This window comes from Vibrio panuliri (genome assembly GCF_009938205.1).
Lineage (GTDB): Bacteria > Pseudomonadota > Gammaproteobacteria > Enterobacterales > Vibrionaceae > Vibrio > Vibrio panuliri.
Genome location: NZ_AP019654.1, coordinates 2,456,061 through 2,473,569, shown reverse-complemented (window position 1 = coordinate 2,473,569; position 17,509 = coordinate 2,456,061). Strand labels below are relative to the sequence as shown.

The following is a 17,509-nucleotide window of genomic DNA, read 5'->3' as shown; positions in this document are numbered from 1 at the left end:
CCATTAGAGCGATAAGGTTTTTAGTTACATTTTGGTAATCAATCCGTACAATCAAAATTCACCCACAAATCAAGATGATGACGTGTAAAAAATGAACAAGTTTGATATTGCTGTGATCGGTGGTGGCATGGTCGGTGCCGCTGTTGCGCTTGGGTTTGCCAAGCAAGGAAGACAAGTTGTGATGGTGGAAGGTCAAGCTCCTCAGCCTTATTCCGCCGAACAACCGATGGATATCCGTGTGTCAGCGATATCCCATCACTCTGTTCAAATTCTTACTGAACTAGGCGCTTGGTCGGCCATTGAAGCCAGCAGAGTTTGCCCTTATCGTCGTCTTGAAACGTGGGAGCATCCTGAGTGTCGCACGCGATTTCATGCCGATGAACTTGGGCTTGAGCAGTTAGGGTATATTGTTGAAAACCGTCTGATCCAGCTTGGTTTATGGCAGCAATTCGAGCAGTACCCCAATTTAACGGTGATCTGCCCAGATTCACTGGCGTCGATGGTCATTGGTGATGATGTGCAAATAACGCTAGCTTCTGGTGCCCAAATTTCAGCGCAGTGGGTAGTGGGGGCTGATGGTGCGAATTCACAAGTGCGTCAGCAGGCAGGTATTGGTATTACTGCTTGGGATTATCGCCAGCACTGTATGTTGATTAATGTTGAAACTGAACATGAACAACAAGATATCACTTGGCAACAGTTCCATCCATCTGGCCCTAGGTCCTTCCTGCCGCTTTGCGGTAAGCAAGGCTCTCTGGTTTGGTATGATTCTCCGAAACGTATCAAGCAGCTTAGTGCGATGAGTCAAGCGCAATTGCGAGATGAGGTGTTAGCGTACTTCCCACAAGAGTTAGGCGATATTAGAGTGTTGCAGCATGGTTCATTCCCACTGACTCGTCGTCATGCCCAGCAGTATGTTAAGAATCGATGTATTTTGGTTGGTGACTCAGCCCATACGATTAATCCGCTTGCAGGGCAGGGGGTTAATTTGGGTTTTAAAGATGTCGATGCGTTGTTAGCTGTCACCAAAGGTGAGTCGCTTAGCAGTGAGGTTTTTGCTTGTTACCAACGTAAACGTCATGCAGATAACTTGCTGATGCAATCTGGAATGGATGTTTTCTATAAAGGATTTAGCAATGATGTCGCACCGCTTAAATTGTTGCGTAATGCGGCACTGAAGATCGCTGACAAAGCGGGGCCGTTAAAACAGCAAGTACTTAAGTATGCTCTAGGGCTTTAAGTTTGGCGGCCTTACAAAAACAAAAAACGCTGCCTAGGCAGCGTTTTTTCATGTTTGGCTAAGTAGAAATTACTTAGTTACACGTAGTACTGGCGTTTCACCAACAGTCACGGCACCAGAAAGCTTGTTAAGCTCTTTGATTTCGTCCATGTTAGAGATAACTACAGGAGTTAGAGTAGACTTAGCTTTCTCTTCTAGAAGAGCTAGATCGAACTCAATGATTGTGTCGCCAGCTTTAACAGCTTGACCTTCTTCAGCGATACGCTTGAAGCCTTCGCCTTTCAGTTCAACAGTGTCGATACCGAAGTGAACGAATAGCTCAACGCCATCGTCAGATTCGATAGAGAATGCGTGGTTAGTTTCGAAGATCTTACCGATAGTACCGTTAACTGGAGCTACCATCTTGTCGCCTGCTGGTTTAATCGCGATACCGTCACCAACGATTTTCTCAGCGAAAACTACATCTGGCACATCTTCGATGTTTACGATTTCACCAGATAGAGGTGCGATGATCTCAATTGCACCAACATCAGCGCTGTCATCAGATACTAGCTTCTTAAGTTTGTCAAACAGACCCATTGTGTCATGCTCCTAACGTTTAGTTTTATTCTTTCGCAATATAGTATACCAATCTAGTCGAATAGACGAATAATTTTAGCGCTACAAAGCGCTCATATTGACGCTACAAATTGGCAATTTATAGGTTGAGAGTCAATCTCTCTCAACCTTATAAATAAAACAGTGGCGTCTAATCGTTATTCATTGACTCGATTGATTTATGCAGATTACTTAGATTTCTCTGCAATAAACTTTTCTACAACTGCTTCGATTTCTGCTGCTGTTGGTAGAGAAAGTGCTTCTTCTGCCATTGCTTTTACTTCAGCAAAGTTAGAGTTGCGAATAACTTTCTTAACCTTAGGGATAGAGATGCCGCTCATTGAGAATTCATCTAGACCCATACCTAGTAGTAGGAGTGTCGCACGCTCATCGCCTGCTAGCTCACCACACATACCAGTCCACTTACCTTCAGCGTGTGAAGCATCGATAACTTGCTTGATCACAGTTAATACTGCTGGTGACAGTGGGTTGTATAGGTGAGAGATCATCTCGTTACCACGGTCTACCGCAAGTGTGTACTGCGTTAAATCGTTAGTACCAATTGAGAAGAATGCCACTTCTTTTGCTAGGTGGTGAGCGATTGCAGCAGCTGCTGGTGTCTCAACCATTACGCCGATCTCGATGTTTTCATCGAACGCGTGGCCTTCTTCACGAAGTTCTGCTTTGTACTCTTCGATCGCTGCTTTCAACGCACGAATTTCTTCAACAGAGATGATCATTGGGAACATGATACGTAGTTTACCGTGTGCTGATGCACGTAGGATACCACGTAGCTGGTCACGTAGAATTTCACGACGATCCAAGCTGATACGAACTGCACGCCAACCAAGGAATGGGTTCATCTCTTTTGGTAGATCCATGTATGGTAGATCTTTGTCACCGCCGATATCCATAGTACGGATGATTACCGCGTGACCTTCCATTGCTTCTGCAACTTCTTTGTAAGCTTGGTACTGTTCTTCTTCAGTTGGTAGCGCGTCGCGGTCCATGAATAGGAACTCAGTACGGTACAGACCCACACCTTCACCGCCATTGCGGATGATGCCATCACAGTCTTTAACAGTACCAATGTTACCGCAAACTTCTACACGGTGACCGTCTAGAGTTTCAGCATGCAAATCTTTAAGTTTTGCTAGTTCTTCTTTCTCTGCAAGGAACGCTGCTTTTACTGCTTTAGCATCAGCCAGCTCTTGCTCTGATGGGTTGATAACAATTTTGTTATTCATCGCATCAAGAATTAGCATGTCGCCGTTCTTCACTTTCTTAGTGATGTCGTTAGTACCAACGATAGCTGGTAGCTCTAGAGAACGCGCCATGATTGAAGTGTGAGAGGTACGACCGCCGATATCACATGCAAAACCAAGTACGTAATCAAGGTTGATTTGTGCTGTTTCTGATGGTGTTAGGTCGTAAGCTACTAGGATAACTTCTTGGTCAATATCGCTTAGAGAAACGATGTTGATGCCTAGAGCATTTTTAACAAAGCGAGAACCGATATCACGGATGTCAGTTGCACGCTCTTTTAGGTATTCGTCGTCTAGCGATTCAAGTGCACAAGCTTGCTCTTCGATAACAGTGTGAATTGCGTTATCAGCAGATAGCTTGTCTTTTTTGATCAGTGCTAGGATCTCTTCTTCTAGCTCTTCGTCTTCAAGAAGCATGATGTGACCTTCAAAGATCGCTTCTTTTTCTTCACCGAAGGTTTCTAGTGCTTTTTGCTTGATGGCTTCAAGCTGAGCTGATGACTTGTTACGAGCGTCAAAGAAACGCTGTACTTCTGCTTCTACTTGATCGTCTGAGATTGAGTTTGTATTTAGGACAATTTCATCTTCTTGAAGTAGTAGTGCTTTACCAATAGCAATACCAGGAGATGCTAGGATGCCTGAAATCATAGCCTTACCTTAAATTGGTCAACTTTAAACTGGAGAAAAATATAGTGCGCTAACGTTTATGTTTAGCTTAACTTAGAGCCTATTTCCAACAAAGCCATTCTGTTTTCACAAAATGGCTTTGAAAATAGGAAACCGGATTAGTGTAGCTGATCCATTAGAGCAACTAGGTGGTCTACAGCTTGCTGAGCTTGTGGACCTTCAGCAGAAATTTTAACTACAGTACCTTTAACTAGGCCAAGAGTTTGTAGTTTGAATAGGCTTTTCGCGCTAGCGCTTTTGCCGTTTGAAGTCACTGTGATGTCAGCATCGAATGCTTTTGCTTCTTTAACGAACTGTGCAGCAGGACGAGTGTGAAGACCATTTTCTGCAGTGATTTCAACTTGCTTCTCGTACATTTTGTATACCCCAATTAATTTATATTTTAGATAGTATTTGAACCGTACCTAGCTTAACGACTTCTTACGGCGTGTTCTATTAAACTTGCCAGCAATTTGTGTCGAAACTGATACTGGTTACAATTTTTGTCGCAATGACTGTAACAGTTAGTCACTATCATCACCACTTGATACTGATTTGGCAATATTATTTTGAAGCCAAAAATAAAACATTGCTGATATTACCAAAGGTTCGTTTTGGATCAACAAAAAAGCCCCTGAATGGGGCTTTTTTAAACGAAAAATTGATTTGGATACGTATTACTGTTGGTTCTCTTTCTCAGTAAATATGCCTGCAAATAGCGCTGTACTTAGGTAGCGTTCGCCTGAACTTGGTAACACAACTACAATATTTTTTCCTTTAAATTCAGGTAATTCTGCGATTCGGTTGGCAGCAACTACCGCAGCGCCCGAAGAAATGCCCGCAAGAATACCTTCCTCTTCCATTAGGCGTTGTGCCATCTCAATCGCCTCATCAGAAGTGACGGCTTCAACACGGTCAAGAAGCTCTAAATCGAGGTTGCCAGGGATAAAACCAGCACCGATACCTTGGATTTTGTGCGGCGCAGGTTGGATTTCGTCACCCGCTAGCGCTTGAGCAATCACAGGCGATTCTGCCGGCTCTACAGCAACAGAAGTAATCGCCTTACCTTTTTCACCTTTAATGTAGCGGCTAGTACCGGTAATCGTACCGCCAGTACCAACACCGGCAACCAGCACGTCGATTTCACCGTCAGTGGCTTCCCAGATTTCAGGGCCAGTCGTTTGCTCGTGGATTTGTGGGTTAGCAGGGTTATCAAACTGTTGTAGAAGCAGATATTTATCAGGATTACTTGCGACGATTTCTTCTGCTTTGGCGATAGCACCTTTCATGCCTTTAGCCGCTTCAGTCAGTTCCAAGTTAGCCCCAAGAGCTTTAAGTAGCTTACGTCTCTCAAGACTCATTGATTCAGGCATGGTAAGTGTCAGTTTGTAGCCGCGAGCCGCTGCAACAAAGGCTAATGCGATACCTGTGTTACCACTTGTTGGCTCAACCAGTTCGACGCCTGGCTTTAACTTACCTTGTTTTTCGGCATCCCAAATCATGTTTGCACCGATACGGCATTTTACGCTGAAGCTAGGGTTTCGGGCTTCAATCTTTGCCAATACATTGCCTTTTGCCACCTTGTTTAGGCGAACGAGAGGAGTGTTACCGATAGTTTGAGAGTTGTCTTCGTAGATTTTGCTCATTGTCTGGTCCTTCAAAAGATGACTATTTGCTCGAGTATCAGATTTTGACCGTGCAAACATGTTCGTGAATGTGGATTAAGATTAGGGCTTTTAGAAAAATCAGAGAAGGATTAAAAAGTTATATCTTATTTAAAATGCCGAAGGAACGACTATATAGCAGGTAAAATGTAGGAGAGGGAGAAGGTGTTGGACGTGGTGATGTAACCCCAGTTCGTCATAGAGAAGGTGGCAAGACAAGCTGCCACCTTCTCTTATTTAGTGCTATTTCTTAAACTCGTTGACCCACATTGACGTCGCACCACAGACGGCTACAGGCATGACAATCAGATTTAAAATCGGAATAGTCGTAAACAGGCTGACTAAAACACCGAAGCCATACGCCTTACCTTGTTTTTGTTTCAAATTGTAACGCATGTCATTGAAACTGATTTTGTGGTTATCAAACGGATAGTCACAATACTGAATTGCCAGCATCCACGCCGTAAAGATAAACCATAAGAACGGGCCGACGGTTTGACCCAAGGCTGGGATGAGTAAGAGCAAAAACAGACCGATGGCTTTAGGCAGCACATAAAGCAGTTTGCGCCATTCGCGGGCGAGAATTCGCGGCGTGTCCTTGACGACAGCGAGTATGCCGTCATCGTTGACTCGTTGTCCTGTTAAGTACTCTTCCACTTTTTCTGCCAACAATCCATTGAATGGCGCCGCGATAAAGTTAGCGAGCGTACTGAAGAAGTAAGAGAAGGTGGCCAGTATGGTCAGCACCAGTAGAGGCCACAATATATAACTTAACCAAGAAAGAAACTCGGGCAGTTGTCCAAGCCATTGCTCAATCCAACTGTCGAGATGACTAAAGAGATAAAACAGAGCACCACCGACCAAAATAATATTGGCGAGTAAGGGCAAAAGAACGAAACGGCGTATACCGGGACTTAATGCTAGTTCGATACCGTGAGCGAAATAGCCAAAGCCTGAGCGTGGAGATGTAGATTTTGTCATAGTAATTTGATTGTGTATAAAACGACCTGTTTCTATCTTATCAAGAAAGAAGCGTGTCCAAAATCACAAGATTGTGGGAACTTCTCACATTAATTTGTTCTAAAACCTAGGATAGATTTGGTAAAGTTATTGGCAAACAGGTTTAATCAACTTGGTTGAAAGGCAAAAAATGCGCTTATCGCCAAGCAAATGAGAGCAGAAAATGCAGGAATTGCGATTCGTACTTATCGTGGTGGGCGCACTCGCCATCGCCGCGTTATTGTTCCACGGTCTATGGACGAGTAAAAAAGAAGGCAAGTCAAAGTTCGGTGATAAGCCATTAGGAAAGTTGGATGTGGACAACGATGACGTTGACGATCGCAGCACAGAGCGCGGCTTTGCACCTGAGGATGACTTTGAAATTATCCGCAAAGATCGTCAGGAACCTGATCTGCAAACGGACCCATTTGGCCATGACCCTCTTATCACTGACCCATTAGTGGCGGATCCGTTAACGGGTGATTATCCCGTTGAAGAGCCTGCTCGAGAGACTAAAGCTGACATTGCTGATATCCCAGATGTGACCGACGTGGCTGATATTCCTTCTATGTCTGCTTTAGATACAGTGGAAGTTGAGCTAGAGCCAGTTATAAAGTCAGAGATTGAAGTCAAAGAGCCGGTGGTAGAAGTAGAGCAAGCTTCAGTCAATGCGTCTGCACCAGAGCCTGAGCCTGAGTTGGAAGTGATAGTGCTGAATGTTCATTGCGCAGGTGATGAGCCATTTGTCGGTACTAAGCTGTTTGATAGCATGCAACAACATGACCTAATGTACGGCGAGATGGATATTTTCCACCGACATACTGATCTTTCGGGAACGGGCAAAGTGTTGTTTAGCGTGGCTAACATGATGCAACCGGGAACCTTAAAACATGATGATCCTGCTGACTTTACCACCAAAGGCATCTCCTTCTTTATGACACTTCCTTGTTATGGTGATGAAGAGCAGAACTTCAAGTTGATGTTAAAAACAGCCCAGCAAATAGCAGATGATTTAAGTGGGCATGTCATGGATGATGCTCGTAACCTGTTAACACCAACTCGTATTGATGCTTATAAAGCACAAGTAAAAGAGTTTAAAGCGCGCCAAAGCCGCTAATCTGCCCGATTCTTAATCTAAGGCTCCTAAATTTTAGGGGCCTTTTTATTTGCGCTTGAACCGAATCTTTCTCGCGTTCATACTCGCGATATCAGTCATATCCCTTATCGAAAATTGAGTGAAATATGTCGAACGAAATTCAACAAAAACTCGAACAGTTACGTGAAACTCTTCATTATCACGCGGTGCGTTATTACGTCGAAGACAGCCCTGAAATTCCAGATGCTGAGTATGACCGCTTGATGCGAGAACTACTCGATTTAGAAGCGCAATATCCTGAGTTGATTACCATAGACTCGCCAAGTCAACGTGTCGGTGGTATGCCACTTGATGGCTTTGATACGGTTGCCCATGAAATTCCAATGCTTTCACTCGACAATGCGTTTGATGACAATGAACTGAATAGTTTTCATAAACGCATGATTGACCGTTTGCCTGCGGCCAAATTTGACCTTTTCTGTTGCGAGCCAAAGCTCGATGGCCTAGCAGTTAGTCTGCTTTATGTTGACGGCGTTTTGGTACAAGCCGCGACGCGAGGTGATGGTACAACGGGAGAGAACATTACAGAAAACGTACGCACCATCGCTGCGATTCCACTTAAACTGCGTGGTGAAGGTTGGCCTCGAAGAATTGAAGTTCGCGGCGAAGTGTTTATGCCTAAGGCAGGGTTTGACAAGCTTAATGAACTGGCACTAAAAAAAGGTGAAAAAACCTTTGTTAACCCGCGTAACGCTGCGGCTGGGAGTTTACGCCAACTCGATTCGCGTATCACTGCCACTCGCCCATTGAGTTTTTACGCCTATAGCGTAGGCGTCGTTGAAGGAGCAGAGCTCTCAAATAGCCACTATGAGCGTTTTTTACAGCTAAAAAGCTGGGGCCTACCAATGTGTCCAGAGACAAAACGCGTAGCGTCACTCGATGACGTAAAAGCTTACTACCAAGATATTTTAAGCCGTCGTGATGCTTTGGCGTATGAGATTGACGGTGTAGTGATTAAGGTTGACGACATTGCCCTGCAAGAGCGTCTAGGATTTGTTGCGCGAGCACCTCGCTGGGCGATTGCTTATAAGTTCCCTGCCCAAGAAGAGATCACGCGCTTAAACGATGTTGAATTTCAGGTCGGTCGTACGGGCGCGATTACGCCAGTAGCAAAACTAGAACCGGTTTTCGTGGGTGGTGTTACTGTGAGTAATGCGACTTTGCATAACGCAGATGAAGTGGCTCGTTTGCAAGTCAAAATTGGTGATAGCGTGATTATTCGCCGTGCTGGCGATGTGATCCCACAAGTGGTCTCTGTGGTGATGGATAGACGTCCAGATGATGCGCGTGAAATCGTATTTCCAACCCAATGTCCAGTTTGTCGTTCGGCAGTGGAACGCGTTGAAGGAGAAGCGGTCGCACGTTGTACTGGCGGCCTAGTGTGCCAAGCACAACGTAAAGAAGCACTCAAACATTTCGTCTCGCGTAAAGCTCTGGACGTAGACGGTTTAGGTGAGAAAGTGATTGAGCAGTTGGTTGATCGTGAAATGGTTGAGACGCCAGCGGACTTGTTTAAATTAACCGCTGGGGTGATCACTGTTTTAGAGCGTATGGGACCAAAATCCGCGCAGAACGTGGTCAACGCTTTAGAAGCTTCAAAACAGACTACACTGGCTCGTTTCTTATATTCACTGGGTATTCGTGAGGTTGGAGAGGCGACCGCGGCTAACCTTGCTGCCCATTTTAAGTCACTTGATTTAGTTATCGACGCTTCTCATGAGCAGTTAATTGAAGTAGCGGATATTGGCGGAGTTGTCGCCAGTCATATCACGGCTTTTTTTGCCCAAGACAAAAATAGACAGGTGATCGCTGAGCTATTGGCTTGTGGTGTTCATTGGCCCGAAATTGAAGAAAGAGATGAGAGTGTGCCACAACCTCTTGCGGGCAAAGTGGTGGTATTGACGGGGTCATTGTCCCAGCTATCGCGTTCAGAAGCGAAAGCGGCTTTAGAAAATCTCGGCGCGAAAGTCACCGGAAGTGTTTCAAAGAAAACCGATATTCTGTTTGTTGGTGAGAATGCTGGTTCAAAACTCGCGAAAGCACAAGAGCTAGGAATTGAGGTTCAAACTGAGCAAGACTTGGTGAACTTGATGGTATAATTGTCATCAATAAATAAGCCCATTCACATTGGCTGAAAGGTTGATTTTTAAAGCGCTGTTTTAATAAATGGCGCTTTTTTTTATCAAAAAATAAGAGCTTTTTTTAGCTAGGCAAATTTAGGTCGTTCACAAAGTGATATCGATCTAATTTCAAAATAAAGCCATTTTTCTAAAATCCCATTTGCGGTGCACTTCAAATATTTATGTTTGTCGATATTGTTAAGTATTTAAAAATTAAAGAAATTATCATTAACGGTGAAAGTTCAATTCTATTTGTCGATCAAGATCACTAGTTTAGAAAAAAGTATGTCTTAGCTCATATTTTTTTATAAAGAAATTAAGTTCTGATTGATGTTTTATGCCGCGAAGTTAGTCTATCAATCATGGATACACATGGTGTATGCAGCAACTTTAAGATCGAAAATATCAAAGAAGATTATTGAGATTTTATAAGGAAAATCTTTTCCCTTCGGCGGCCAACTTAAGGGAAAAGGAAAAAACAGCTATATCCATTTTTTAGGAGTTTTTCCATGGACAAAATTTTCAAGCGTACCCTTGTTGGTGCAGCAGTAGCATTTGCATCTGCAGGCGTAATGGCTAAGCAAGTTGGTGTTAACAGTGACTTTGACGTTGACGTGTATGGTGTAGCAGCAATCTCTGTTGTTAACTACGACAGCGATGTTACAAACATTGACAAAACAAGCGATAACTATAACAAAGTAACCAATAAGAGCTCTGGCTACGACTACGAAAATGAATCTCGTATCGGTTTCCGCGCAAGCAAACAGATGTTTGAAGACGTTAACGTTCTTATGCAGATCGAGTCTGGCTACGTTGGTGAAAATGGCGACGGTGCAACACTAGGTAACCGTGATACCTTTATCGGTCTAGACGGCAGCTGGGGTAAAGTTCGCTTTGGTCGTATGTTAACGCCAATGTATGAGATCATTGACTGGCCTTACGCAAACCCAGGTTTGGGCGCTGCATGGGACTGGGGCGGTGATGTGAAATTCAACCGTGACCGTCATGGTGATATGGCTCGTTATGACTCTGTTGACTACGATGGCTTCCGTTTTGCTCTTGCAACAGGTCGTGGTGACAAAGACGTTGAAGATAACTACTTCTACGGTGCATCGGCAACGTATAAAGCGGCTGATTTTATTACATTCCACGCAGCCGTTGAGTCAGAATCTGATCGTGAGCTAAAAGCAAAGTCTGACGCAGAATACTGTCAAAAAGCTGCTGGTTGTACCGTTGATGGTGTCCTTATCGGTCATGGCTTAGAGACAAAAGCAGCAGCAGCAGCAACAATGGTTGATACTTTTGGTTACCTAGTTGGTTTTGAAGCATCACTACCAGGTGGCTTTGGTCTAGCAGCGGCATACAAATATGGTGAATCTGAAGACCTAGCAGCGGGTGGTAAAACATCTGAGCAAGCTTCTTACTCTATCATCGGTCAATACTGGAACGGTCCTTGGGGCTTCAAAGTGGGCTACGCAGCTAACGAAGAGTCAAAAACTGGTAGCGTGAAAAACAACGACGAAGATAGCATCATCTCTGGTCAAATCATGTATGTTCACGAAGGCTTTGTACCTTACGTTCGTATCGCACAACGTGATATCAAAGGTGGTGGCGAGCAAAACGAAACTTTCGTAGTACGTGTTGGTCTAGAATACGGTTTCTAAGCTAGTTTAAGTTTTAGTTAAATATGAGCGCTGGTCCAAAGACTGGCGCTTTTTATTCATACCTTAACCTTATAATATAATTAACTTATGTCATAAGGTTAGTGTCTTGAAAAGGTAGTTTTAAATGAAGAGTTTGTTGTCAGTTTCTTTACCGTTTTTGATTGTGGGGTGCTCTACACTAAGCCCTGACGATGCGTTTAATGATGTCGTCTACGATGTTAAACAGAAGCAGAATTACAGCTTAGTCACCGGCAAAGAGTTAAAACCAATTACCGTTGAGCAGAGACAAGGTCAATTGGTTAAAGCAACAGTTGCACTTAATTATGTTGTTCCACAAGGTAGTCAATCTTTACCACCATCTTATCTATCCATGGAAATGGCATATTTAAAATCATATGACGAGTATAAATACGCCTTAATTAATGGTACAGAAATTGTAGAGCTGGAAGCTTATGCGCCTACCTCAGAGACTTGTAGTGATATCTGTATGAAGTCTCAATATTTCTACATTCCATTGGATGAAGCGATTTTCAAACAGCAACCTATATCAGACATCAACTTTGATGTAATGGCATCAAAGAACAAAGGCTTTTCGTTTACCATCCCTGGTGGATATGTTGATGCTGTTGTAGAGCAAGGAAGTAAAGTAACGACTGCTGCGCCTCAACCAGTGAAGCAAGAAGTGGTAGTTGCAGCAGCGCCAGTGAAACGCGAAATTGATTCTTCACTCTACTGGTATGAAAAAGTACCGGCTGAAAATAGTGATGAAGTGTTGCAATGGGCTGTAAAAAACAGATCAAATGCAAACTTGGTTCCGCTTGAATCATCACTAAAAGAAGTTGAGATGTTCTCTTATTGGTTTAGCCAATCTTCAATTAACGATAGAAAAGCAATTCTGATTGAACTACTAAAATAAAGATAACCGCCGAAAGGCGGTTTTCTTTTATCGAAGGACTTTCCCGCCCGATTTTTCACAAATTAATATCGGGATAAATTTTACGTGCCCATCAGAGAATTGACATTCGACATTTGGACCTGTCTCTGAACTTCCGATTGAATAAGCGCTCGCATAAAAACTGATAGAGAAACAAGCAAAAATAATAGCGATATACTTCATAACAACTGTCTCCTTGTAAATATCTCATGTGAGATACAGTTAGTATGATTGACATATGATAAAGATCAAAAAAAAAATGATATTTTTATGTAATAAATAACCTAACAAGTTGGTTTGATGTCATATTTTCTATATAAATCGCTTGTTTTTATTTTTGAAACTCAAAACCAATAAAAAACCGCCGAAAAAGAGATGTTTTGGGCGGTTTATAGCTTAAAGAGTATTTACTTTTTTTTTCTTCTATAAATAATACAATCCCTTTGATATCAGTAATTTCAACTAATAATCCGGACGATAAGGGAGATTCGGAATAGACAGACCAAGTAGTATCCGCAATCTTTATGCGTGATTTTCCTGCCGGTACATCATGGTCTAAGCGAATAACTTGACCAATTAACTGCTTCTCTTTTTGATTAAGTACGCGTTCATTGTCGCTATGGCGATCACTCTTGTGCTGTTTTCGCCACCATAACCAAGTGGTGACGAGCGAAAATACGCCAAAGCTAACCCACTGCAATTGCCAACTGATAGGCATCCAAGTGAGGATTAGCCCAACCAGCAGGGCGGAAATACCTAGCCAAAGTAGATATCCTACCGTGCCGAGCAGTTCAAGTGCCAAAAGGGCAAGCCCGAGTGATATCCAATGCCAATGATTGATGCTGTTTAGAAACTCGACCACAGTTACCCCTATTGTTTGTCTTGTTTGAACATCTCCGCGATACCCGCAACAGAGCCCATTAAGCCTGAGGCCTCAAGTGGCAGCATAATGATTTTGCCGTTTTCAGCTTGGCCGATGGTTTTCAGTGCGTCAGTATAGCCTTGAGCAATGAAGTAGTTTACGGCTTGCATATCACCCTTGCTGATTGCGTCAGAAACCATTTCAGTTGCGCGCGCTTCTGCTTCCGCCGCTCGTTCGCGCGCTTCTGCCTGCAGGATCGCCGCTTGTTTGTCACCTTCTGCTTTGAGAATTTCCGACTGTTTTTGCCCCTCAGCACGAAGGATTTCGGCTTGTCTAACCCCTTCAGCTTCAAGAATCTCGGCACGCTTGTTACGCTCTGCTTTCATTTGCGCATTCATCGCAGCGGTAAGATCCGATGGTGGCTGCACGTCCTTAATTTCAATACGCGTGACTTTTACGCCCCATGGATTAGTCGCTTCATCAACGATAGCCAGCAGTTTTACGTTAATCATATCGCGCTGACTTAACATTTCGTCGAGCTCCATCGAGCCTAGCACAGTACGGATGTTGGTTAGCGTTAAGTTGCGAATCGCATGTTCTAAGTCGTTGACTTCATAAGCGGCTTGCGCAGCATCAATGACTTGCACAAAGCAAACGGCATCAATGGTCACATTGGCATTATCCCGTGAAATCACTTCTTGTGCTGGAATATCAAGCACACGTTCCATCATATTAATTTTGTGACCAATACGGTCAACAAAAGGCACAATGAAATTTAGCCCCGGTTTTAAGGTTTGAGTGTAGCGACCAAAACGCTCAACCGTCCAATGGTTACCTTGAGGAACCGTTTTTACTCCAGCAAAAACAAACGACACCACCGCGACAACAAAAATGGCGGTGGTAATGATGGATTCAATCGGCATATCAGTCTCCTTTCAATAATTTGAATTTATTGTTGCTCATATAATGTGCAATAACAAATTATCTTGCGAGACTTGTTCCGCTAAACGAAATAAAAAAGGTCGGAATTTCCGACCTTTAGCGTATTAATTCTCTGACTTGACTGTGTGTCGTTTAGCTTGCGCAAACAGCGTCTATCAATATGGCTCAGTACAAAATAGAGTAGAGGCGACGACGATACTGCCCTGCAATCGTGTTTCCTTGTCCTAGCGCACTAAGAATGTCCATAAAGGATTTCTTCATCTCACCTTCAAGGCTATTTAGATCACGACTGATAAAGCGCCAGATCAGCTCTAAGGCTTCTTCGTCACGATTGACTTGGTGATAACTTAAGGCGAGTTCTTGTGCCAGTTTGGCGTTGTCAGGCTCGATGGCGAATTGCTGCTCTAGCGATTGAATTTCGGGGCTATTTGCCGCTTGATTGTGTAACTCAAGTTTCGCGATCAACCCTTTGTAATAATTATCTTGATATTCAAGGGGAATAGATTGCAGCAGTGTTCCTGCTTGAGCAAAATCTCGAGCTTCGATATAGCAGTCCGCTAATGCCAGTTTGACGTCGCCACGGTTAATTAGATCTGCGGGTAAGGTGACCAGTATGGGCAGAGCTTGTGAGTGTTCACCACTTGCAACGAGTTCAAGTGCTTGTTTAAGATTCAGTTCTTCTTGGCTTGGGAGGTGCTTTGCCAGCATTTGCTCTACCGCTTCTACAGGCTGTGGACCGCCCAAACCATCGACAGGTTGTCCGTTAATAAATAGGGCAATGGTTGGCAGTGCTTGAATTCCAAACTGCGCTGCGATTGACTGCTCTTGCTCGCAGTTAAGCAGCGCTAGCATCATCGCCCCATTGTAGTTTTGCGCCAACTGTTGCAAATGTGGAATGATTTCAGTGCTTTCTTGGCTTACCGACGCCCAGAAGTGGATCAGTAGCGGGGTTTGCTTGGAGCTTTCGAGAACTTGCATGAAGTTCTGCTGATTAAGTTCGACGATAAATGGTGATTGCATACGACATGTCCTTGACAAGATTCTCGAGGTTACATCGATATAAGTATGGACGTTTGAGCGCAATTTCAAGCGAATAAACAAAAACACCACGTAATAACGTGGTGTTTTTGTTGGCAAAAAGTGCAAGCGAAGATGTTTATAGAACGATAAACATAGTTAGCGCGACACTCACACATAGCCAATTTAATTGATTTAATGACATGTACGGGCACCGAATGTGACGCTTTAGTATCTAGTGTGATGAACTATCACCATGCCATCATGCCTACAATTTATGACGTTATTATGACGCTAAGCGGCTTTTTGCAGAATTTTATCTAGCCAGCGGCTAGGTAATAGACGCTTAAGGATCGCAAATATTTTTGTTGGCTTGGTGATTCTGTATCGAATACGAGGACGTGGCGCCTCTAGCGCATGGATGACGGAATCAACGCAAGCTTCAGCGGGTAACACAAACGCGTTGTTGGATTGCTCTTTGGCCAGTCGGGCGATTTGTTGCTGATATTGCAACTGATGAACGCTGTTCTCGCTATCAATCCATTGGTGGAAAGCGTTGAGTGCATTGGCTCTAAAGCGAGTTTCAATCGGCCCCGGTTCAATCAGACTAATTTTGATATTGGTATCGAGCAACTCAAGGCGCAGTGTGTCGCTCCAGCCTTCAATGGCAAATTTAGAGGCGTTGTAGGCTCCGCGATACTTCATCGCGGCAAAACCCAGCACGGAGCTATTCTGTATAATTCGGCCTTCGCCCTGTTTACGCATGGTGGGCAATATTTCACACACCAATTGATGCCAGCCGAAAAATTAGTTTCAAACTGTGCGCGTAAACCGTCGACGGGTAGGTCTTCGAGTGCGCCGGGCTGGCCATAAGCACCATTGTTAAATAGCGCGTAAAGTTTGCCACCGGTGAGTTCGAGCGTGCGCTGTACAGCAAGAGAGATGCTTTTGGAGCAATTGAGATCCAAATGAATACAAGTTAATCCTTCTTGTTGTAAGCGTTCAACATCGGCAAGTTTACGACAAGACGCGATGACGTGATAACCACGTTTGTGCAGCGCGTGGGCCGTGACGTGGCCTATCCCTGTTGAGCAGCCTGTGATCAGAATGGCTTTGGACATCATTTTCCTCTCTATATACTCGAGCACCTTGAGGTCACTCGAGTATAACTTATTGAACTAACGAGAGTTAGAGTAAAGGATTACTCATAATGTTGTAAGAGGTTTTTCAGTGCTGGTTCAAGACGCGAATAACTGAATTTAAACCCTAGCTCGGTTAGATGCTTAGGTTTGGCGCGGATACTGTCAAAGAGCAACACCGAGCTTTCTCCCATCAGTACTCTCATCGTCCACTTTGGGGTGAACAGAAAATGAGGTCGTTTGAGAGTGCGTGCCAGTGTGCGACTGAACTGCTTATTCATTACAGGATGAGGTGCGCAGAGATTAAAGTCACCTTGGGCGTGTTCGGTTTCAAGCAGATAAACGATGGCTCGAACCATATCGAGTTTGTGAATCCATGGCATGTACTGGCTGCCACAACCGATAGGGCCGCCGACCCCCATCTTGTAAGGCAGTAACATTTTTGCCAGAGCGCCTCCGTCACAACCCAGTACGACTCCGGTTCTTAAGATGCATACTCGGGTTTCTTCTGAGCGAGCTCGGTTAGCAATTTCTTCCCATTTTGCACACACATAATGGGGAAAGTTATCAGCATGAACATGTAAGCTTTCATCAAAAGGATGAGCTTGTTGATCACCGTAGTAACCGACGGCAGAGCCACTGATAAACACGGAAGGTGGGGTTGTACTGGCATGAATTAACGCGACCAACTGTTCAGTCAGTTGCCAGCGGCTATCACATATTTGCTGCTTTTGCGTTTTGCTCCAACGTTTATCTGCAATTGGCTCGCCCGCAAGATTAATTACTGCATCAAAATCATTGAGATCATGAAAATCGCTGAGATGTGAGATATAGGTGACGTTGCCAAGGTCGGCATGATTGACCAACTGCTTTGCTCTTTCTGGCGCGCGGGTTAACAACACCACCTCGTGTGTAGTGAGATGCTTGAGTAACTCTCTACCGATAAATCCAGTACCACCAGTAAGCAATATCTTCATGTGACTCTCCTTGTATGGAGTAATTATAGCGATATCCCACCAATTCGGATCAGTTGTCGCGGTGGTGAAATGGAGTGAGTCAATCGTATCTACTCGAGTGTTCGACACGCTTTCACAAAAATAATATTTTGTTACACTTGTCGATTGAGATGCAATTAGTGTCACATTCTATCAAGCAGGGCTTTGGCAAGATAGCAGTGTCTCAATCAACTTAAGAGAGAAACCACCGATAGTTTTGCTATCGAACCCTCTCAATTTTGGCTCAAC

At 44.0% G+C, this 17,509-nt stretch carries 13 protein-coding genes and 2 pseudogenes; 5 read left to right on the top strand and 10 right to left on the bottom strand.

Features of this window, described 5'->3' with window-relative positions; genetic code table 11:
- Nucleotides 1-91 precede the first annotated feature (91 nt).
- The gene (locus GZK95_RS11255) at nt 92-1,240 is read left to right on the top strand and encodes a 2-octaprenyl-3-methyl-6-methoxy-1,4-benzoquinol hydroxylase (protein WP_075706669.1); all 1,149 of its coding nucleotides are present in this window, start codon (nt 92-94) and stop codon (nt 1,238-1,240) included.
- A gap of 69 nt (nt 1,241-1,309) precedes the next feature.
- Here the strand turns inward: GZK95_RS11255 and crr are convergent, their stop codons facing one another.
- From crr to cysZ, 5 genes are all read right to left on the bottom strand, one after another.
- Nucleotides 1,310-1,819 carry a PTS glucose transporter subunit IIA gene (crr, locus tag GZK95_RS11250; RefSeq protein WP_075706668.1) on the bottom strand — a complete coding sequence of 170 codons (510 nt, stop codon included), beginning with the start codon at nt 1,817-1,819 and terminating at the stop codon, nt 1,310-1,312.
- 206 nt (nt 1,820-2,025) lie between these two features.
- Nucleotides 2,026-3,750, bottom strand: coding sequence for a phosphoenolpyruvate-protein phosphotransferase PtsI (ptsI, locus tag GZK95_RS11245; protein ID WP_075706667.1), 1,725 nt, complete (start codon nt 3,748-3,750; stop codon nt 2,026-2,028).
- Nucleotides 3,751-3,887: 137 nt separating this feature from the next.
- Complete coding sequence (locus tag GZK95_RS11240) at nt 3,888-4,145, bottom strand: HPr family phosphocarrier protein (protein WP_005593570.1); 258 nt, start codon at nt 4,143-4,145, stop codon at nt 3,888-3,890.
- Nucleotides 4,146-4,445: 300 nt separating this feature from the next.
- Entirely contained in the window at nt 4,446-5,414 is a 969-nt protein-coding gene (gene cysK / locus GZK95_RS11235) for a cysteine synthase A (protein ID WP_075715842.1), read from the bottom strand.
- Nucleotides 5,415-5,675: 261 nt separating this feature from the next.
- Complete coding sequence (gene cysZ, locus GZK95_RS11230) at nt 5,676-6,413, bottom strand: sulfate transporter CysZ (protein WP_075706665.1); 738 nt, start codon at nt 6,411-6,413, stop codon at nt 5,676-5,678.
- Nucleotides 6,414-6,615: 202 nt separating this feature from the next.
- Between cysZ and zipA the strand changes: the two genes are divergently transcribed.
- From zipA to GZK95_RS11210, 4 genes are all read left to right on the top strand, one after another.
- Nucleotides 6,616-7,548, top strand: coding sequence for a cell division protein ZipA (zipA, locus tag GZK95_RS11225; RefSeq protein WP_075715841.1), 933 nt, complete (start codon nt 6,616-6,618; stop codon nt 7,546-7,548).
- 125 nt (nt 7,549-7,673) lie between these two features.
- On the top strand, nt 7,674-9,686 hold the full coding sequence (gene ligA, locus GZK95_RS11220) for an NAD-dependent DNA ligase LigA (RefSeq protein WP_075715840.1): 2,013 nt from the start codon (nt 7,674-7,676) through the stop codon (nt 9,684-9,686).
- A 530-nt stretch (nt 9,687-10,216) separates the two neighbouring features.
- Nucleotides 10,217-11,371: a porin gene (locus GZK95_RS11215; protein WP_075714121.1), complete on the top strand. Its 1,155-nt coding sequence runs from the start codon at nt 10,217-10,219 to the stop codon at nt 11,369-11,371.
- Nucleotides 11,372-11,495: 124 nt separating this feature from the next.
- On the top strand, nt 11,496-12,287 hold the full coding sequence (locus GZK95_RS11210) for a hypothetical protein (RefSeq protein ID WP_075714119.1): 792 nt from the start codon (nt 11,496-11,498) through the stop codon (nt 12,285-12,287).
- Between the two features lie 439 nt (nt 12,288-12,726).
- Here the strand turns inward: GZK95_RS11210 and GZK95_RS11205 are convergent.
- The 5 genes and pseudogenes from GZK95_RS11205 to GZK95_RS11185 form a co-directional block, all read right to left on the bottom strand.
- Nucleotides 12,727-13,167, bottom strand: a pseudogene (locus GZK95_RS11205) (NfeD family protein); the annotation flags it as partial.
- Between the two features lie 8 nt (nt 13,168-13,175).
- Nucleotides 13,176-14,090, bottom strand: coding sequence for an SPFH domain-containing protein (locus GZK95_RS11200; RefSeq protein WP_075706659.1), 915 nt, complete (start codon nt 14,088-14,090; stop codon nt 13,176-13,178).
- A gap of 184 nt (nt 14,091-14,274) precedes the next feature.
- A complete protein-coding gene (locus GZK95_RS11195; RefSeq protein ID WP_075716074.1) occupies nt 14,275-15,129 on the bottom strand; it encodes a co-chaperone YbbN in 855 nt (284 codons plus the stop codon).
- A gap of 291 nt (nt 15,130-15,420) precedes the next feature.
- Nucleotides 15,421-16,247: pseudogene (locus GZK95_RS11190) on the bottom strand (SDR family oxidoreductase).
- A gap of 80 nt (nt 16,248-16,327) precedes the next feature.
- On the bottom strand, nt 16,328-17,242 hold the full coding sequence (locus GZK95_RS11185; RefSeq protein WP_075716073.1) for a TIGR01777 family oxidoreductase: 915 nt from the start codon (nt 17,240-17,242) through the stop codon (nt 16,328-16,330).
- Nucleotides 17,243-17,509: the final 267 nt, after the last annotated feature.

Coding starts and splice junctions, on each gene's coding strand:
- GZK95_RS11200 (WP_075706659.1), bottom strand. CDS start 14,090: ATGCCGATTGAATCCATCATTACCACCGCCATTTTTGTTGTCGCGGTG.
- GZK95_RS11240 (WP_005593570.1), bottom strand. CDS start 4,145: ATGTACGAGAAGCAAGTTGAAATCACTGCAGAAAATGGTCTTCACACT.
- ligA (WP_075715840.1), top strand. CDS start 7,674: ATGTCGAACGAAATTCAACAAAAACTCGAACAGTTACGTGAAACTCTT.
- zipA (WP_075715841.1), top strand. CDS start 6,616: ATGCAGGAATTGCGATTCGTACTTATCGTGGTGGGCGCACTCGCCATC.
- GZK95_RS11210 (WP_075714119.1), top strand. CDS start 11,496: ATGAAGAGTTTGTTGTCAGTTTCTTTACCGTTTTTGATTGTGGGGTGC.
- cysK (WP_075715842.1), bottom strand. CDS start 5,414: ATGAGCAAAATCTACGAAGACAACTCTCAAACTATCGGTAACACTCCT.
- GZK95_RS11195 (WP_075716074.1), bottom strand. CDS start 15,129: ATGCAATCACCATTTATCGTCGAACTTAATCAGCAGAACTTCATGCAA.
- cysZ (WP_075706665.1), bottom strand. CDS start 6,413: ATGACAAAATCTACATCTCCACGCTCAGGCTTTGGCTATTTCGCTCAC.
- GZK95_RS11255 (WP_075706669.1), top strand. CDS start 92: ATGAACAAGTTTGATATTGCTGTGATCGGTGGTGGCATGGTCGGTGCC.
- ptsI (WP_075706667.1), bottom strand. CDS start 3,750: ATGATTTCAGGCATCCTAGCATCTCCTGGTATTGCTATTGGTAAAGCA.
- GZK95_RS11215 (WP_075714121.1), top strand. CDS start 10,217: ATGGACAAAATTTTCAAGCGTACCCTTGTTGGTGCAGCAGTAGCATTT.
- GZK95_RS11185 (WP_075716073.1), bottom strand. CDS start 17,242: ATGAAGATATTGCTTACTGGTGGTACTGGATTTATCGGTAGAGAGTTA.
- crr (WP_075706668.1), bottom strand. CDS start 1,819: ATGGGTCTGTTTGACAAACTTAAGAAGCTAGTATCTGATGACAGCGCT.